This window comes from Mesorhizobium sp. CA16, from assembly GCF_020165175.1.
Classification (GTDB): Bacteria; Pseudomonadota; Alphaproteobacteria; order Rhizobiales; family Rhizobiaceae; genus Mesorhizobium.
Genome location: NZ_JAIUHP010000017.1, coordinates 112,677 through 130,019, shown reverse-complemented (window position 1 = coordinate 130,019; position 17,343 = coordinate 112,677). Strand labels below are relative to the sequence as shown.

17 protein-coding genes are annotated in these 17,343 nt (G+C 64.4%); 11 read left to right on the top strand and 6 right to left on the bottom strand.

The window, feature by feature from the left end:
• Positions 1–107: 107 nt before the first annotated feature.
• The 4 genes from LB525_RS22630 (at position 108) to LB525_RS22615 (ending at position 2,690) form a co-directional block, all read left to right on the top strand.
• Positions 108–770: a YggS family pyridoxal phosphate-dependent enzyme gene (locus LB525_RS22630; protein ID WP_224547349.1), complete on the top strand. Its 663-nt coding sequence runs from the start codon at positions 108–110 to the stop codon at positions 768–770.
• A gap of 86 nt (positions 771–856) precedes the next feature.
• Positions 857–1,111: a type II toxin-antitoxin system Phd/YefM family antitoxin gene (locus LB525_RS22625; RefSeq protein ID WP_095769739.1), complete on the top strand. Its 255-nt coding sequence runs from the start codon at positions 857–859 to the stop codon at positions 1,109–1,111.
• Positions 1,111–1,512, top strand: coding sequence for a type II toxin-antitoxin system VapC family toxin (locus tag LB525_RS22620; protein WP_224547338.1), 402 nt, complete (start codon positions 1,111–1,113; stop codon positions 1,510–1,512). Before LB525_RS22625 ends, LB525_RS22620 begins: the two co-directional genes overlap by 1 nt.
• Before the next feature lie 128 nt (positions 1,513–1,640).
• Positions 1,641–2,690 (top strand): aldo/keto reductase, encoded by a 1,050-nt coding sequence (locus LB525_RS22615; RefSeq protein WP_224547336.1) that lies wholly within the window; start codon positions 1,641–1,643, stop codon positions 2,688–2,690.
• A gap of 58 nt (positions 2,691–2,748) precedes the next feature.
• Here the strand turns inward: LB525_RS22615 and LB525_RS22610 are convergent, their stop codons facing one another.
• Entirely contained in the window at positions 2,749–3,654 is a 906-nt protein-coding gene (locus LB525_RS22610) for a LysR family transcriptional regulator (protein WP_224547334.1), read from the bottom strand.
• 122 nt (positions 3,655–3,776) lie between these two features.
• Between LB525_RS22610 and LB525_RS22605 the strand changes: the two genes are divergently transcribed.
• Positions 3,777–4,964 carry an MFS transporter gene (locus LB525_RS22605; RefSeq protein ID WP_224547332.1) on the top strand — a complete coding sequence of 396 codons (1,188 nt, stop codon included), beginning with the start codon at positions 3,777–3,779 and terminating at the stop codon, positions 4,962–4,964.
• A gap of 36 nt (positions 4,965–5,000) precedes the next feature.
• Complete coding sequence (locus LB525_RS22600; RefSeq protein WP_224547331.1) at positions 5,001–6,035, top strand: aldo/keto reductase; 1,035 nt, start codon at positions 5,001–5,003, stop codon at positions 6,033–6,035.
• A gap of 58 nt (positions 6,036–6,093) precedes the next feature.
• On the opposite strand, the gene LB525_RS22595 is transcribed toward LB525_RS22600, so the two are convergent.
• Positions 6,094–6,366: an usg protein gene (locus tag LB525_RS22595; RefSeq protein ID WP_095769745.1), complete on the bottom strand. Its 273-nt coding sequence runs from the start codon at positions 6,364–6,366 to the stop codon at positions 6,094–6,096.
• A gap of 302 nt (positions 6,367–6,668) precedes the next feature.
• On the opposite strand from LB525_RS22595, the gene acs reads away from it, so the two are divergent.
• Both acs and LB525_RS22585 read left to right on the top strand, forming a co-directional pair.
• Positions 6,669–8,624 (top strand): acetate--CoA ligase, encoded by a 1,956-nt coding sequence (gene acs / locus LB525_RS22590; RefSeq protein ID WP_224547329.1) that lies wholly within the window; start codon positions 6,669–6,671, stop codon positions 8,622–8,624.
• Positions 8,624–9,391 (top strand): MOSC domain-containing protein, encoded by a 768-nt coding sequence (locus LB525_RS22585; protein WP_224547327.1) that lies wholly within the window; start codon positions 8,624–8,626, stop codon positions 9,389–9,391. Before acs ends, LB525_RS22585 begins: the two co-directional genes overlap by 1 nt.
• Before the next feature lie 12 nt (positions 9,392–9,403).
• Here LB525_RS22585 and LB525_RS22580 read toward each other — a convergent pair whose 3' ends face one another.
• The 3 genes from LB525_RS22580 to LB525_RS22570 form a co-directional block, all read right to left on the bottom strand.
• Entirely contained in the window at positions 9,404–10,672 is a 1,269-nt protein-coding gene (locus LB525_RS22580) for an SAM-dependent methyltransferase (protein ID WP_224547325.1), read from the bottom strand.
• A gap of 418 nt (positions 10,673–11,090) precedes the next feature.
• Positions 11,091–12,452, bottom strand: a complete 1,362-nt coding sequence (locus LB525_RS22575) for a pilus assembly protein (protein WP_224547323.1) — start codon at positions 12,450–12,452, stop codon at positions 11,091–11,093.
• Positions 12,453–12,873: 421 nt separating this feature from the next.
• Complete coding sequence (locus LB525_RS22570; RefSeq protein WP_224547321.1) at positions 12,874–13,743, bottom strand: transglutaminase-like domain-containing protein; 870 nt, start codon at positions 13,741–13,743, stop codon at positions 12,874–12,876.
• Between the two features lie 171 nt (positions 13,744–13,914).
• On the opposite strand from LB525_RS22570, the gene LB525_RS22565 reads away from it, so the two are divergent.
• Positions 13,915–14,580, top strand: a complete 666-nt coding sequence (locus LB525_RS22565) for an HAD-IA family hydrolase (RefSeq protein ID WP_224547319.1) — start codon at positions 13,915–13,917, stop codon at positions 14,578–14,580.
• Here the strand turns inward: LB525_RS22565 and LB525_RS22560 are convergent.
• On the bottom strand, positions 14,577–14,798 hold the full coding sequence (locus LB525_RS22560; RefSeq protein ID WP_140841867.1) for a DUF1674 domain-containing protein: 222 nt from the start codon (positions 14,796–14,798) through the stop codon (positions 14,577–14,579). The genes LB525_RS22565 and LB525_RS22560 overlap by 4 nt on opposite strands.
• Before the next feature lie 116 nt (positions 14,799–14,914).
• Between LB525_RS22560 and htpX the strand changes: the two genes are divergently transcribed.
• Positions 14,915–15,952 (top strand): zinc metalloprotease HtpX, encoded by a 1,038-nt coding sequence (htpX, locus tag LB525_RS22555; protein WP_224547317.1) that lies wholly within the window; start codon positions 14,915–14,917, stop codon positions 15,950–15,952.
• Complete coding sequence (locus LB525_RS22550) at positions 15,949–17,325, top strand: RsmB/NOP family class I SAM-dependent RNA methyltransferase (RefSeq protein WP_411967528.1); 1,377 nt, start codon at positions 15,949–15,951, stop codon at positions 17,323–17,325. The genes htpX and LB525_RS22550 overlap by 4 nt, the downstream gene beginning before the upstream one ends.
• Positions 17,326–17,343 lie beyond the last annotated feature (18 nt).

The following is a 17,343-nucleotide window of genomic DNA, read 5'->3' as shown; positions in this document are numbered from 1 at the left end:
CTGGGCCGGCAGCCGAGACAATGTCGTCGCGGTGTTCACCATGGATTGCCGGACCCGTCAACTGCGGCGAGCCGGCCGACCATGAAAACTATAGGCAGGATAGTGGCATGACGAACGCCGTAGAGCAGCTTCACGCGGTCAGGGCGAAGATCGCGAACGCCGAGCGCGAGGCGAAGCGCGCGCCAGGCGCCGTCACGCTTGTGGCGGTGTCGAAGACCTTCGCGTCCGAGGACATCCGCCCCGTCATCGAGGCAGGCCAGCGCGTGTTCGGCGAGAACCGCGTGCAGGAAGCGCAAGGCAAATGGCCGGCGCTGAAGGCGGCATTCGCTGATATCGAGCTGCACCTGATTGGCCCGCTGCAATCCAACAAGGCCAAGGAAGCGGTGGCGCTTTTCGATATCATCGAGACGGTCGACCGTGAGAAGATCGCCGCCGAGCTTTCAAAAGAAATGGCGCGGCAGGGCCGGGCGCCGAAACTCTATGTCCAGGTCAACACCGGCTCCGAGCCGCAAAAGGCCGGCATCGAGCCGCGCGAGGCGGTCGCTTTCGTCAAACGCTGCCGCGACATGCACGGTCTCGCCATCGAAGGCCTGATGTGCATCCCGCCGGCCGATGAAAACCCCGGCCCGCATTTCGCGCTGCTGGAAAAGCTCGCCCGCGAGGCCGGTGTCGCGAAGCTCTCGATGGGCATGTCCGGCGATTACGAGACCGCCATCGCCTTCGGCGCGACCAGCGTCAGGGTCGGGTCGGCAATCTTCGGCAACCGGTGACGCCGTCACCCGCTATCTTTCCGTGGGGTTGATTGATGATCCGCTGCCGCCACGCTATATCTAGCCAAGCTAGCTAGGAGCTGCGGATGAACTGGCATCTTCAGGACGCGAAGAACAATTTTTCAAAAGTGGTCCAGCGCGCGCGAACCGAGGGGCCGCAGACAGTGACGCTTCGCGGCGAACGGGCTGCGGTCGTGCTGTCCGCCGAGGACTACGACCGGTTGGCCGGGAAGAAGAAATCGCTCGCCGAATATCTTCTGACCGGCCCCGGCTGGGACGATGAGTTTCATAAGGAAATCACCCGCCGCTCGGATACGATGATCCGGGACGTCGACCTCTGATGTATCTGCTCGATACGAACGTTGTTTCAGACGTGCAAAGGCGGCTGCCGAAACCAACCGCCTGGCTGGCTTCGGTTGATCCGACCTCGATCAGTCTCAGTGTGATCACCATTGGTGAGATCGAACGTGGGATCGTCAAGCAGCGCAAGACCGACCCCGACAGGGCAGCGCGGCTTGACGTCTGGCTGCGGGAACTGCGCCGAGACAATGCGGACCGCATCCTGGCGATCACGGAAGAGGTCGCCCTCGCGTGGGGCCGCATCACGGCCGGACGTACGCGAGGGAACGCCGACACCCTCATTGCGGCAACCGCCCTCGTGCACGACCTGATCCTGGTCACTCGAAACGTGGCCGACTTCGAAGGCATGGGCGTGACGGTCGTCAATCCCTGGGAAGTCTGACGTTTCAAGATCCGCTGATTGGCAACTTCACATCAAGTTGACCACCGCGCTTGCGCCAGAACTTGAAACGAAACGGACCGTTCCTATTTTGCTTGGTGCACATTCACTCCTTCTCGGGGAATCTCACCATGCGTTATAATCAGCTCGGCAACACCGGCCTATTCGTTTCCGAACTCTGCCTCGGCACCATGACATTCGGCGCCGCCGGCGAGAATGCCCAATGGGGCCTGATCGCCAGTCTCGACCAGAAGGGCGTCAACGAGATCGTCGGCCGCTCGATCGCCGCCGGCGTCAATTTCTTCGACACGGCGGATGTCTATTCCTTCGGCCAGTCCGAGCAGTTGCTGGGACAGTCGCTCAAGGACCTCGGCGTGAAACGTTCGGACGTTATCATCGCCACCAAGGTGCATGGCGCCATGGGCAACGGGCCGAACGAGCGCGGCTCCTCGCGCGGCCACATCATGGATTCGGTCGACGGCAGCCTTAAGCGGCTGCAGCTCGACCATATCGATCTATACCAGCTGCACGGCACCGACACGGTCACGCCGATCGACGAGACGTTGCGCGCGCTCGACGACCTCGTCGCCAGCGGCAAGGTCCGTTACGTCGGCGTCTCCAACTGGCAGGCCTGGCGTATCGCCAAGGCGCTGGGCATCGCGGAGCGCAAAGGTTATGCCCGCTTCGAGACTATCCAATCCTACTACTCGATCGCCGGCCGCGATCTCGAGCGCGAGATCGTGCCGCTGATCAACGAGGAAAAGCTTGGCCTGATGGTCTGGTCGCCGATGGCCGGCGGGCTGCTTTCCGGCAAATACGGCCCCGGCGCGCCCGGCAATGGCGAGGGCCGGCGCGCTTCCTTCAATTTCCCGCCGGTCAATGAGGACCGCGCCTGGGCGGCGGTTGCGGTCATGCGCGAGGTCGCCAGAAAGCACGATGTCAGCGTCGCCACGGTGGCGTTGGGCTATGTGCTGGCCAAGCCTTTTGTGATGAGCGTCCTCATCGGCGCCAGTCGCATGGACCAGCTCGAGCAGAACCTCGCCGCGACCGGCTTGAAGCTCGACGCCGACGACCTCGCCAGGCTCGACGAGGTGAGCGCGTTGCCTGCCGAGTATCCCGGCTGGATGCTGGAGCGGCAAGGCGCCGGCCGGCGTCCCGCGCCGTTCGTGCCGAAGGCGTAATTCCGCTCGGGCAGACAGGTCGGAGCCGCGTGCCATTGGCGCGCGGCTCTTTCCTCATTCAGAGACGAACGCTTTCCGCGAGAAAATCGAGGAACGCTCGGACGCGGGCCGGCAGATGCTTGCCCTGGCCGACATAGACGGCATGCGTCGGCTCCTCGTCGCCTGGATTGAACTCCTCAAGCAACGGCACGAGCAGCCCGGCGGCGATGTCGGGTTCGACATGCCAGCGCGCCAGCCGCGCTATGCCGGCTCCTGCCAGCGTCGTTCGCCGCATCGCTTCGCCGTCGGTCAGCGACATGTTTCCGACAATCGGCATGATGATCGATTTGCCTGTCGCATCGACAAACGGCCAGCCCTCTATGTGCCTGGCGAAGCCGAAGGCCAGCATGTTGTGGCGAGCGAGGTCGGACAATGCGCGTGGCCTGCCGCGCGCTGCAAGATACGCAGGCGACGCGACCAGGACCATCCGGCTCTGGCCGAGCTTGCGCGCAACCAGGCGTGACTCGCGCAGCGGCCCGGCGCGGATAGCGACATCGGCGCGCTCTTCCAGAAGGTCGATGACACTGTCGGTCAGCACGGCTTCGACGAAAATCTCGGGATAGCGCTCCAGGAAACGCGGCAGCAATTCCATCAAGCGGTGCTGGCCGAACGGCACATAGGAATTGACCCTGAGCCTGCCGCGCGGCGCCGCGCCCGCCGCGGCTTCCCGTTCGGCGGCATCGAGATCGGCGAGGATGCGCAGGCCGCTGTCATGGAAGGCAGCCCCTTCCGGCGTCAACTGCAGCTTGCGCGTCGAACGGCTGATGAGGCGCGCGCCAAGCCGCGCCTCCAGCCGCGCGATCAGCTTGCTCACCGCCGACGGTGTCATGCGCAGCGCCCGCGCCGCGGCCGAGAAGCTGCCGGCCTCGACGACGCGGACGAACACCTCGACCTCGCCGGAGCGGTTGATGTCGGGTCTCGCCATTCGTGAATCTATTTCACAGAAAATATGCCCGATGCAAGGCTGGTTCACAGTTTGGCGGATCACGATCTTGCGTGTCGGGGCGCGGGACTGAGCGTCCTTCAGCACCAAATGGACCATCGCCAATGCCTCTTGCTCTTTATGCCCTCACCGCCGGCGCCTTCGGCATCGGCGTCACCGAATTCGTCATCATGGGCCTGCTGCTCGATGTCAGCGCCGATCTCGGCGTCTCGATCTCGGCCGCGGGCCTGCTCATCTCCGGCTATGCGCTGGGCGTCGTCGTCGGCGCGCCGCTGCTTGGCGCCTTGGCCGGACGCCTGCCGCGCAAGACCCTGCTGCTTGCCCTGATGGTGGTCTTCACCGTCGGCAACCTCGCTTGCGCGCTGGCGCCCGACTACTGGACGCTGATGGCGGCCCGTGTGCTCACCGCCTTCGCCCATGCCTCCTTCTTCGGTGTCGGCTCCGTCGTGGCCACCAGCCTTGTCGCGCCCAACCGGAAGGCCTCGGCCATCGCGCTGATGTTCACCGGTCTCACCGTCGCCAACATCCTCGGCGTGCCCTTCGGCACCTGGCTCGGCCAGGCCTATGGCTGGCGTTCGAGCTTTCTGGCGGTCACGCTGGTCGGCGTCATCGCCTTTGCCGTGATCGCGCTGCTGGTGCCGCGCGGCGAGCCCGCCGCCACGGAGGAAGAGGAGACCTCGGAAGGCACGCTCGCCGTGCTCGGCCGCCGCCCGGTGCTGCTCGGCTTGTTGACCACGGTGCTGAGTTGGGTCGGCGTCTTTGCGGCCTTCACCTATCTGGCGCCCATCCTCACCCGCGTCACCGGCTTTTCCGAGGCAGCCGTGTCGCCGATCCTGCTGGTTTTCGGCGGTGGCCTGGTGGCGGGCAATCTGCTTGGCGGGCGCCTTGCCGACCGCCATCTGGTGCCGACGGTCGTCGGCACGCTGGTCGCACTTTCGGCGATGCTGTTCGTCATGGCCGCGGCGATCCACCAGCCGGTGGCAGCGATTGTCGCCGTCGGTCTGCTCGGTGCCGCCGCCTTCGCCACCGTCGCGCCGCTGCAGATGTGGGTGCTGGAGAAGGCCGAGGGCGCCGGCCAGGGCCTGGCCTCCTCCTTCAACATCGCCGCCTTCAATCTCGGCAACGCCATCGGCGCCTGGCTTGGCGGCTTCGTCATCGACCACGGCCCCGGCCTCGGCGCCGTCCCCCTTGTCGCCGGCCTGGTGCCGCTCGCCGCGCTCGGCGTCGTGTTCACGGCGCTGCGTCTCGAACGCGGCCGGGCGATCGGCAAGCCGGTCACCGCGCAGTGCTGAGCGCTGATCCTTCGACATCCAATCAGGAGAAAAAACATGGATTATCGACCTCTCGGCGCCTCCGGCCTGAAAGTGCCCGCCCTTTCCTTCGGCGCCGGAACTTTTGGTGGCTCCGGCCCGCTGTTCGGCCATTGGGGCAACAGCGACGCGAAGGAAGCGCGCCGCCTGGTCGACATCTGCCTGGAGGCGGGCGTCAACCTCTTCGACACGGCTGATGTCTATTCGAACGGCGCTTCGGAGGAGGTGCTGGGCGAGGCCATCAAGGGCCGCCGCGACGCGGTGCTGATCTCGACCAAGACGTCCCTGCCGATGGGCGATGGCCCGGCCAACTGGGGCTCGTCCCGCTCGCGCCTGATTCGCTCCGTCGACGCGGCGCTGAAGCGCCTCGGCACCGATTATATCGACTTGCTTCAGCTCCACGCCTTCGACGCCTCGACGCCGATCGAGGAGGTGCTGTCGACGCTGGATCACCTCGTGCGCTCCGGCAAGCTGCGCTATGTCGGCGTCTCCAATTTCTCCGGCTGGCAGGTGATGAAATCGCTCGGCCTGGCGGAAAAGCACGGCTATCCGCGCTATGTCGCGCATCAGGTTTACTATTCGCTGGTCGGGCGCGACTATGAATGGGAGCTGATGCCGCTCGGCCTCGACCAGGGCGTCGGCGCCTTGGTATGGAGCCCGCTCGGTTGGGGCCGGCTCACCGGCAAGATCCGCCGCGGAAAACCCTTGCCGGAGAAGAGCCGGCTGCACGGCACCGCCGATTTCGGCCCGCCGGTCGAGGACGAGCAGCTTTTCAAGGTGATCGATGCGTTGGAGGCGGTCGCCGCCGAGGCCGGCAAGACTGTGCCGCAAATTGCCATCAACTGGCTCCTGCAGCGGCCGACCGTAGCATCGGTGATCATCGGCGCGCGCAACGAGGAGCAGCTGCGCCAGAATCTCGGCGCCGTCGGCTGGGCGTTGACGGCGGAGCAGATCGCGGCGCTCGATGAAGCAAGCGCGGTGACGGCGCCTTACCCGTACTTCCCCTATCGCCGCCAGGAAGGCTTCGCCCGGTTGAACCCGCCGGCGGTGTGAAGCCAGCGCTGAAACTGCCAATCTCCCCCTTGCGGGGGAGATCAGCTGTACCGCCGCCTCAGTGCACCCGAAACTCCCCATCCACCTTCCGCCACTCGTTCGGCGCGATCAGCTTCTGATGCGTGTAGGTGACCGAATGCAGCGGGCCGTCGAGCTTGGTCTTCCAGAACTCGATGAAGCGGATCAGCACCGGGAATTCCGGAGCTAGGTCATAGTCCTGCCAGACATAGCTTTGCAGCAGGTGCGGGTGATCGGGGTAATGATAAAGGATCTTAGCCGTAGTCAGCCCGTATCCCCTGAGCATCAGATCCATTTCGGAATTGTCGCGCATTGCGTTTCCTTGGTTGATTCTCCTTCCTCCCAACGCTGAATTGTGCCCACGGTTGCTTAACTGTCTATGGATTTCTTCGAGACTCTGCAAAATTTTTGTCGTTAAAACAGGCGGTTAGCAGCCGCGAAGCGAGAGTGCTAATGGCTGGTCCAATTGCCCCTGCGTCATCCCGCCACGCGAATCCAACGTCTAATGTTGCCGTCACCGCGGAACTGTTAATAATGCCCGCGAATTCGCGGCCGCTTCGCCGCGATGGCGCCGGCGGCGCAAGCCGGTGGATGGTTTGGGAGGAAAGCAAAGAAATGTCCGATGTGCATGTCCACCGCGTCCAGCCGGCGTGGAAGAAGAACGCGTTGATCGACAACGACACCTATCTCAAATGGTATGCCGACAGCGTGAAAAATCCGGATAAGTTCTGGGGCAAGCACGGCAAGCGCATCGATTGGTTCAAGCCTTTCACCAAGGTCAAGAACACCTCCTTCGACGGCAAGGTCTCGATCAAGTGGTTCGAGGACGGCCAGACCAACGTTTCCTACAATTGCATCGACCGGCATTTGAAGAAGCGCGGCGACCAGACCGCCATCATCTGGGAAGGCGACAACCCCTATGACGACCGCAAGGTCACCTATAATGAGCTCTACGCGCATGTCTGCCGCTTCGCCAACGTGCTGAAGAAGCATGGCGTCAAGAAGGGCGACCGCGTCACCATCTACATGCCGATGATTCCGGAAGCGGCCTATGCCATGCTCGCCTGCACGCGTGTCGGCGCGATCCATTCGGTCGTGTTCGGCGGCTTCTCGCCCGATGCGCTGGCCGGCCGTATCGACGACTGTAAATCGACCATCGTGATCACCGCTGACGAGGGCCTGCGCGGCGGCAAGCCGATCCCGCTCAAGGACAACACCGACAAGGCGATCGACATCGCCGCCAAGGCCGGCACCAAGGTCGAAAAGGTCGTGGTGGTGCGCCGCACCGGCGGCAAGACCGGCTGGGTGCCGGGACGCGACGTCTGGTACCATGAAGAGGCGCAGACCGTTAAGGCCGACTGCAAGCCGGAAAAGATGAAGGCGGAAGACCCGCTTTTCATCCTCTACACCTCCGGCTCGACCGGCAAGCCGAAGGGCGTGCTGCACACCACCGCCGGCTATCTCGTCTATGTCTCGATGACGCACCAATATGTCTTCGATTACCATGATGGCGACATCTACTGGTGCACGGCCGATGTCGGCTGGGTCACCGGCCACAGCTACATCGTCTACGGGCCTTTGGCCAATGGCGCCACGACGCTGATGTTCGAGGGCGTGCCGAACTATCCCTCGCAGTCGCGCTTTTGGGAGGTGATCGACAAGCACCAGGTCAACATCTTTTACACCGCGCCGACGGCGCTGCGTGCGCTGATGGGCGCCGGCGACAGCCATGTGAAGAAGACCTCGCGCAAGTCGCTGCGCGTGCTGGGTTCGGTCGGCGAACCGATCAATCCGGAAGCCTGGGAGTGGTATTACAACGTCGTCGGCAACGCCAAGGTGCCGATCGTTGACACCTGGTGGCAGACCGAGACCGGCGGCATCATGATCACGCCGCTGCCCGGCGCCACCGACCTCAAGGCGGGTTCCGCCACGCGGCCCTTCTTCGGCGTCCAGCCGCAGCTGGTCGACGGCGAAGGCAAGGTGCTGGACGGCGCCACCGACGGCAATCTCTGCATCGCCGATTCCTGGCCGGGCCAGATGCGCACCGTCTATGGCGACCACGACCGCTTCGTGCAGACCTATTTCTCGACCTACAAGGGCAAATATTTCACCGGCGACGGCTGCCGGCGCGACGCCGACGGCTATTACTGGATCACCGGCCGGGTCGACGACGTCATCAACGTTTCCGGCCACCGCATGGGCACGGCCGAGGTGGAATCGGCGCTGGTCAGCCATGACAAGGTGTCGGAAGCCGCCGTCGTCGGCTACCCGCACGACATCAAGGGCCAGGGCATCTACTGCTATGTCACGCTGATGGCCGGCACCCAATCGAGCGAGGAATTGCGCAAGGAGCTGGTCGCGCATGTCCGCAAGGAGATCGGCGCCATCGCCACGCCCGACAAGATCCAGTTCGCGCCTGGCCTGCCGAAAACCCGTTCGGGCAAGATCATGCGGCGCATCCTGCGCAAGATCGCCGAGGACGATTTCGGCGCGCTCGGCGACACCTCGACGCTCGCCGATCCGGCCGTGGTCGACGATCTCGTCGCCAACCGGCAGAACAAGAAGGGCTGATGACCGGCGAGGCAATCCTCGGCACCGTCAGCCAGCTCTGGCGCTATCCGGCGAGTTCGCTCGCCGGCGAGCGGCGCGATGCCATCTCCGTCGGGCTGAGGACCGTCGACGGCGACCGGCTGTTCGGACTGGTCGACGCTTCCGACGGCGAGATCGCCAGGCCCGACCGCGAGGCCAAGTGGCACAAGGTGCCGCTGATCCGCACCCGGTTGAGCGAGGTCCCGGTGAACAAGGAATGGCGGCTCGAAGTGGCGGTGCCCGGCGGCGAATGGCTGCCGGCGCCGGATCCTGAAAGCGACCGCACGGTATCGGCCTTTCTCGGCTTCGAGGCCTCGATCCGGCCGTTCGGCGCGGAGAACGCGGCGCCCGGCTACACCGGCCCGTTGACCGAGGCCCGCTATGCCAAGGCGCCGATCCATCTGCTCACCACCGCCTCGCTGGCCAGACTGAAGGCGCTGCATCCCGAAGGCGTGCCCGATCCGCGCCGCTTCCGGCCCAACATCGTCGTCGAGATGGACCCGGTCGAAGGCGCCTTTCCGGAGACGCAATGGATCGGCAGGAAGCTCGCGGTCGGCGATCTGCTGCTCACCGTCTCCGAACCGTGCCGCCGCTGCGGCTTCACCATCATCGCCCAGGACGGTTTCGACACCGATCCCGGCATCCTGCGCAATTTGGTGCGCCACAACGCCCATAATCTCGGCGTCTACTGCACGGTCGACCGGCCGGCACGGATCGAGCTCGGCGCGCCGATGCGCTTGATGGACTGAAGCGGGTCGGGTCTACCGGTACAAATCCGCCCGTGTCGGCGGCAGGCCGCTCGGGCCGCGGGCGCGCCTGGTGGCGACGGTCTGGAAAATCTGCGCCGAGGCGCGCTCGAAGGTGATCGAGCAACCCGTCAGATAGAGCAGCCACAGCCGCGCCTTGGGCTCGCCGACCTCGGCGACCGCCTCGTCGAAGCGTGCACTGAGGCGCTCCGCCCACAGGCGGCAGGTTTGCGCATAATGCTCGCGCAGGTTTTCCACGTCATAGACCAGGAAGCCGTGCGCCTCGAGATTGCCGAGCGTCATGCCGATCGTGTCGAGCTCGCCGCCGGGAAAGATGTATTTGATCAGGGCCTTGTATTCCGGCCCCTTGCGCAGGGTCTTCTTCAGGTCGCCCTTGCTGCGCCGGGTGATGGCATGATGCAGATAGATGCCGCCGGGTTTCAGCAGGCGGTGGACAGTCGAGAAATAGGCAGCGTGGTTGGCGATCCCCAAATGCTCAAACATACCGATCGACGAGATCTTGTCGAAGCTGCCGGAGAGCTCGGCATAGGACTTTATCTCGATGGTGATGCGATCCTGCAGCCCCTCGGCGCGAATGCGCTCGCGGGCAAGCTCGGTCTGGGCTTGCGACAGCGAGACGCCGTGACCGACGACGCCGTAATGCTTCGCCGCATGGATCAGCATCGCGCCCCAGCCGCAGCCGATGTCGAGCAACGTTTCGCCCGGCTTGAGCCTGAGCTTGCGGCAGATATGGTCGAGCTTGTCGATCTGCGCCTGATCGATGCCGTTGGCGAAATCCCTGAAATAACCGCAGCTGTAGACCATGCGCTCGTCGAGGAAGAGCCGATAGAAGGCGTTCGAAATGTCGTAATGGTGCTGGATCGCCTCCTTGTTCGACCCGCTGACATAAGGGTTGCGGCCGGAAAGATCGCTGCGCGCCGTCATTTGTTTGCGCGAGAAAAGCACCGCCGGCAGGTCGCGCAAAATCGCCAGCTTCGGCAGCGATCTGAGCTTCGTCTTGAGCTTGCCTTGCGAAGGCAGCGCGTAGAAATCGAACAGCGTGCCGTCTTCGATGTCGATGGTCTTGGAAATCCACATCTCGACCAGCGTCGAGAAGCGCGGCCGGCGAAGCAATTGCCAGACGATATCCTGGTCGTTGATGGTGAGCACCGGACCGCCGGCGGGACCGATGCGCTCGCCGGTCCAGAGCTTGACCGCGAAACCTGGTTTCAGCGTCTCGACGACCGTTCGTGCGATCCGCGCGGCTTTGTCGGCGGCGTCCATTCTCACCTCCCGATGCGTCGAATGCGGGCCCTCCCGGGAGCCACTGTCATCCAACTGGCCTGCCCAGCGCAATCCCGATCTGTTGCCCAAAAACACCGCGGGCAGGGATTTCCCACCTGCCATTCCGTTGCGGCACCTTGCCATTTGCCGCGACGCACCCCATCATCTGTGTGTGTTCAACGAACTGAAAGGAGGTGATCCGATGTCGAGTGATTTCGTTTTCCATAACGTGAGCTCAGCGGATTGCACTTTCGGGAAGCAGTCTTCCCGTTAAGGCGCGAGACGCGCGGCAGGTAGCCCGATGGGGTTGCCGCCGGAAGCCGCGTCATGGACGGAAACACGGAAGGCCGCCGGCTTCGTCAAGAAGCGGCGGCCTTTTCCGTTTGAACGCCATCGTTGTGCGATTTTCTCGCGGCCGCTATCTGGTTACCGTCAGCTTGTCGATGTTGCGCACGATGTCCTGAAACGCCTGATCGAGCTCGGCGCCGTTGGCCGCCTGATAGAAATGTTTGGTGTTTCCGGTATCCGGGCTGGCGCAGGCCTGCAGCGTCGACTTGGCGTTTTTCTCGGTGAGCGCAAAGCCGATGGTGAATATCTCGATGCCCTGGTCTTGCATCGCCGCGCACAGTGTCGTCGCGGCGGTGCGTGTCTGTACCTTGCCGGCATCGTTGTAGACCTGATCCGGGTCGTTGGCGTCGAAATAGGACAGGTTAAATTCGCCATCCGTCATCAGGATCGCGTATTTCGCCACCTTCTTCGGATCCATCTTCGCCGGCCGCTCCGAGGCCTTCATCACCCCGCCCCAGTTTTCCGACAGCATGTACCAGGCCCACTGCACGCCGATATGGCCCGCCGTGCCGCCGGAGGCATCGAGGTCTTTGATCACGTTGTTCAGAGCCGAGGCATCCGTGGTCAGCGGCTGAATTGTCGCGAGGGGACAGGCCCGAGTGCGGCTCTGCCTGGCGAAGTCGGACAAAAAGAGATCGCGGTTGACCATGCTGACCTCGGGGCCAGCATCCGAATATTGATAGGCGCCTTTGCGCTCGGTCGCGCAATTGTCCGGCCGCGTCGATGCCGAAACATACTGCGGATCGTCATTGCCCGGCGCCTGCTTGCGCTCGCTGGCCTTGGTCTCGACGAAGACCGAACCTGCGGCAAGCGATCCGGCATTGACGGAATTCGCATAAGGCACAATCGCCACCCGCACCCGAGGATTGGCGGCGTTCTGGCCGGTAAGGAAGGAATTGACCGCGTTGCTCGCCGCCGTCCTCAGGTCCTTGATCTTCTGGCCCGCCATGGAACCGGTGACGTCGAGCATCATCGCCACCTCAACGGTCTTGTCGGAATAGAGCGCCGAGGTCGAGGCAGTCACGCGGCGCATGGTGCTGGTGCTGAACAGCGGAAAATAGAGGCCGACATCGACATGCGCATCCGCCTGTACGGTGTTGGCCGTCCTGTTGACCGTGAGCCTGTCGAGCACGATCTGGTTGGCCTGCAGGATGCCGGCCGTGCTGTTGGCGTCGAGAAACGCCTGCACCGTTTTGTTGGCATCGGTTTCCGTGATGACGCCGAGGGTGAGATCGCGGGCCGTCGAGGTCACGGCGGCGTCGACGACGCCCTGCAGGCTCGATCTCGCATTGTAGAGTTGCGAGATGTTGACCGCGAATCCCACCCCCAGCGCGAGGACCGATGCGGCAGCTCCGAACAGTACCGCGAAATTGCCTTCGCGGTTGCGGGCAAAGCCGTCCACCCCACGAACGACACCTCTGAACTGCCGCATCCCTTCCGCCTCCACTGTCCGCGGCACCGTGCCGCTCGGCAGAGGCGTTGCAGGATTTCGGCCAGAAGCCGCCGTAACGCGATTAACAAGAGGTTAATCCGTTGTTTTTGCTGACTTTCGGCAAATCTGAAGGTGAACCGGCGGTAAACGAAAATGCCTTGGAAACGCGACCTTCATGAAGCGCTTACCATAGTCTTGAAGACTGTCGCGGTCGTTCTCTCTTCGGCACAATCGAACTGTGCCGAAGCGGGTCAGCGGCTCCGGTGAAACATGGCGCAGCGCAGGGTCTGTTGAGATTCGGGTCAGGCCGAGTCGAGAAGGACGGCTTCCGAGAACCGGAGCGGAGCGTACTTGTACGTGAGCACCGGAAACGCAGGAGGCCGTCCTTCGCAGGCCGGCCTCACCTGAATATCGACAGAACCTACCCCAGCATCTGCGCGCTGGCCGTCCGATCGACGCCATGATGCGGGGGATTGAAGCGGTTGCTTTCCTGCTCGTAGGTCCAGACCTTGAACAGGGTGAGCCGGTGCGGGCCGAAACTGTGCAGCAGCGGCACGTCGGTGGCGTCGCGCCCGCGCGCGATGACGACGCGGCCGATGCGGGGCCGGTTGTGGCGCGGATCGAACGTGTACCATTTGCCGTCGAGGTAGACTTCCATCCAGGCCGAGAAATCCATCGGCGCCGGGTCGGCCGGCACGCCGATATCGCCGAGATAGCCGTTCACATAGCGCGCCGGAATGTTCATGCATCGGCAAAGCGCGATCGCCAGATGCGCGAAATCGCGGCACACCCCGACACGCTCCTCATGCGCCTGGGCCGCCGTGCGCGTGGCGCGCGCATAGCCGTAGCCGAAGGAAAGCCGGCTGTTGACGTAATCGACGATCGCCTGGACGCGTGCCCAGCCGGGCGGCAGCTGGCCGAAAAGCTGCCAGGCGGTGTCGCTGAGGTGATCGGTCTCGCAATAGCGGCTGCCGAGCAGATAGACCAGCACATCGTCCGGCAGTTCCGCGACCGGCGTTTCGTGCGCCAGCGTGTTCACCTCGTCGGTCTCGCCGCTGTCCTCGACCGCTGCGTCATAGAGGATGCGGAAGTTGCCTGCCGGCGCCGTGAAACGACGGCAGATATTGCCGTGGCGGTCGCAATAGGTTCGGGTCGGCACCGACGGCGAGGTCAGAAGCCGTGTCTGCCGCTTGATGTCGGCATGGCGGTCCGGATGGATGTCGAGAAGCGAGATGATCGGCGTCACGGCCGCGCATTCGATGGCGATTTCATAGCCGAGCCGGATCAGCATCGCATGCCCCCTTGATGATCTTGGAAAGACTGCCCGTTCAACGCCGCGAGCCGAAGCTTGTTCCCGTGCCGGGATGAAATGGCGGGCCTTTCGCCTTCTCAGGCGGTGCCGGCCGGTCTAAACTGGGCTTTGCGTTTCGCCCCTCCCGAAAACGATTCTCCAGGACATTCGATGTTTGCAGGCTCAAAATTCGCTGCCTTCCTGTTCGACATGGACGGCACGGTGCTCAACTCGATCGCCGCGGCAGAACGGGTGTGGGCAAAATGGGCGGAGCGTCACGGCCTCGACGTGACGAGCTTCCTGCCCACGATCCATGGCAAGCGCGCGATCGAGACGATCGCGGGACTGAAGCTGCCGGGCGTCGACGCCGTCGCCGAAGCCGATGCCCTGCTCAAGGCCGAGGCGGAGGACCTCGAAGGCATCGTCCCGATTCCTGGCGCCATCGCGTTTCTGCAATCGCTGCCGCCGGAGCGCTGGGCGATCGTCACTTCGGCGCCGCGCGAGCTGGCGCTGCTGCGCATCGAGGCGGCCGGTATTCCGGTTCCCGCCATGATGGTCACGGCGGAAGATGTCACTCATGGCAAGCCGGCGCCGGACTGCTTCCTGCTGGCGGCAAGCCGTCTCGGCGTCGAGGCGCGCGACTGCCTGGTCTTCGAGGATGCGCCAGCGGGCATCGCGGCAGGCGAGGCCTCCGGCGCGTCGGTGGTGGTGATCAGCGCCACGCATGTCCACCCGCTGGTCACGCCGCACCCGACAATCCGTTCCTATGACGAAATCGGCATCGCTACGGACGTCAGTGGCTGGATCGCGCTCGCGCCCGAGCGTGCGGTTGCTTAGAAGTCGGTGGCGAGCCCCTTCACCTCCCAGTCGCCGTAGCGGCCGGGCTCCTTGCCGCCGCGACCGCCGATTTCCTTCGGCAATTGCGCTTCGGCCGCTCGGTAGTTCCGGCGACGCGCTTCGGCTTCGGTCAACGCGCGCTGCGCCGCTGGGGTGAGCGTTTTTTGCGGCTCTTTGGTCGTTGCAACTGCTTCGGTTTTGCTGGGTTCTTCAGTCATGCGATACTCCCGCCGATTGAAACGAAGACCGGCGCCTCCCATCATATAGCCATGACGACAGAAGGATCGACCCCTATTCGCCACCCCCTCCGCCATCAGACCAGACGGATGGAACGATGAACACGCTTCGCACCGCCATGCTTCTTGCCGCGATGACGGCGCTGTTCATGGGCGTCGGTTATCTGATCGGCGGCTCGGGCGGCATGGTCATCGCGCTTCTGATCGCCGCCGGCACCAATTTGTTCAGCTATTGGAACGCCGACAAGATGGTGCTGTCGATGAACCGCGCCGTCGAGGTCGACGCGAAGAACGCGCCCGAATATTACGCGATCGTGCAGGCGCTGGCCAAGCAGGCCGGCCTGCCGATGCCGAAGACATATCTGATCGACAACCCGCAGCCCAACGCCTTCGCCACCGGCCGCAATCCGGAAAATGCTGCCGTTGCGGCGTCCACCGGCCTGCTCGAGCGGCTCTCCCATGAAGAGGTCGCGGCGGTGATGGCGCATGAGCTTGCCCATGTGCAGCATCGCGATACGCTGACCATGACGATCGTGGCGACGCTCGCCGGCGCCATCTCGATGCTCGGCAATTTCGCCTTCTTCTTCGGCGGCAGCCGCGAGAACAACAATCCGTTCGGCTTTGTCGGCGTGCTTGTAGCGATGATCGTTGCGCCACTCGCCGCGATGATCGTGCAGATGGCGGTGAGCCGCACCCGCGAATACGAAGCCGACCGGCGCGGCGCCGAGATCTGCGGCAACCCGTTGTGGCTGGCTTCGGCGCTCAACAAGATCGCTCGCGGCGCCGAACGGATCCCCAATGAGGATGCCGAGCGCAATCCGGCGATGGCGCATCTTTTCATCATCAATCCTCTGCATGGCGAGCGCATGGACAATCTGTTCTCGACCCACCCGAGCACCGAGAACCGCATAGCCGCGCTGCAGGAGATGGCGCGCGCGATGGGTGGCGCATCGCCGGCCGCCCGGCGCCGGGCTTCTCCGCCACCCATTCAGCCCGAGGAGCCGTCGGCGGGGCCATGGGGCAAGCCGGCGGACCCGCCGCCAGCGGAGGCTGAGCCGGCGCCGCCAAAGCCCAATCCCTGGGGCCGCAACCCGACCGGACCGCGCAATGTCCGGTCGAAGGGTCCCTGGTCGTGACGCCGCCGAGGCGCGGACAGTCAGGCAATCCGCAACACAGGGCTGGTGACGAGAACGTCGCCGGCCTTGCCGCACGCAAGGCGGCGGCGCGGCTGCTTGCCGCCGTCATCGATGCCGGCTCGCCGCTCGATGGGTTGACCGACAACGAGCATGGCCATCCGCAATACAAGGCGCTGGACGGCCGCGACCGGGCGCTGGTGCGCGCCATCCTGGTCACGGCGCTGCGCCACCGCATGACCATTGCCGGGCTGCTGTCCAAGCGCCTGGAAAAGCCGCTGCCGGCCAATGCCACGGCGCTCTCGCATATCCTCAATGTCGCCGCCGCGCAGATCCTGTTTCTGGATGTTCCCGACAGCGCCGCCGTCGACCTTGCCGTCACCCATGCCAAATCCGATCCGCGAACGCTGCGTTTCTCCGGGCTCGTCAACGGCGTGCTGCGTTCGCTGGCGCGCGCCAAGGAGGCTGAGCTTGGCCCGGCGCTTGCCGCCACCAGCGAGGCGCCGCAATGGTTCTCCGAGCGGCTGACCGCCGCTTACGGAGCCGACAAGGCGCGCGCCATCCTTGCCGCCCATCGCCACGAGGCGCCCGTAGACTTCACCGTCAAGGCCGATCCGGCGCTCTGGGCCGAGCGTTTGGGCGGCATCGTGCTGCCGACCGGAACCGTACGCGTCGAGAAGCTCGCCGCCAATGTCATCGACCTCCCCGGTTTCGCCGACGGCGCCTGGTGGGTGCAGGATGCGGCCGCAAGCCTGCCGGCACGCCTGTTCGGCGACATCAGAGGCCAGCGCGTCGCCGACCTGTGCGCCGCGCCCGGCGGCAAGACGGCGCAGCTTATCCTGGCCGGCGCAGAGGTGACCGCGATCGACACCTCGAAGAACCGGCTGGCGCGGCTCAGTCAGAATCTCGAGCGCCTTGGCCTGACCGCCGAGCTCGTCCAGACCGACCTCCTGGATTACCGGCCGGCACAATTGTTCGACGCCGTGCTGCTCGATGCGCCCTGCTCCTCGACCGGCACGGTGCGCCGCCACCCCGACGTGCCATGGACGAAGACCATGGCCGACGTCGAAAAGCTCGCCGACCTCCAGCGTCGGCTGCTTGCCCATGCCGTTACCCTCGTCAGGCCCGGCGGACGGATCGTGTTCTCCAACTGCTCGCTCGACCCGATCGAAGGCGAGGAGCTTTATCGCGATTTCCTCGCCGGGAGCCCCGGCGTCGTCGCCGATCCGATCCGGCCTGGCGAATTTGCCGGCGTCGATCCGTTTCTGACCCCGGAGGGTATGTTGCGCACCACGCCGGCCGACCTCGCGCTGGAAACGCCCGGGATTTCAGGCCTGGACGGCTTCTTTGCCGCGCGGATGAGACGGGCCGATTGAGACGTTATCTCATAAAAT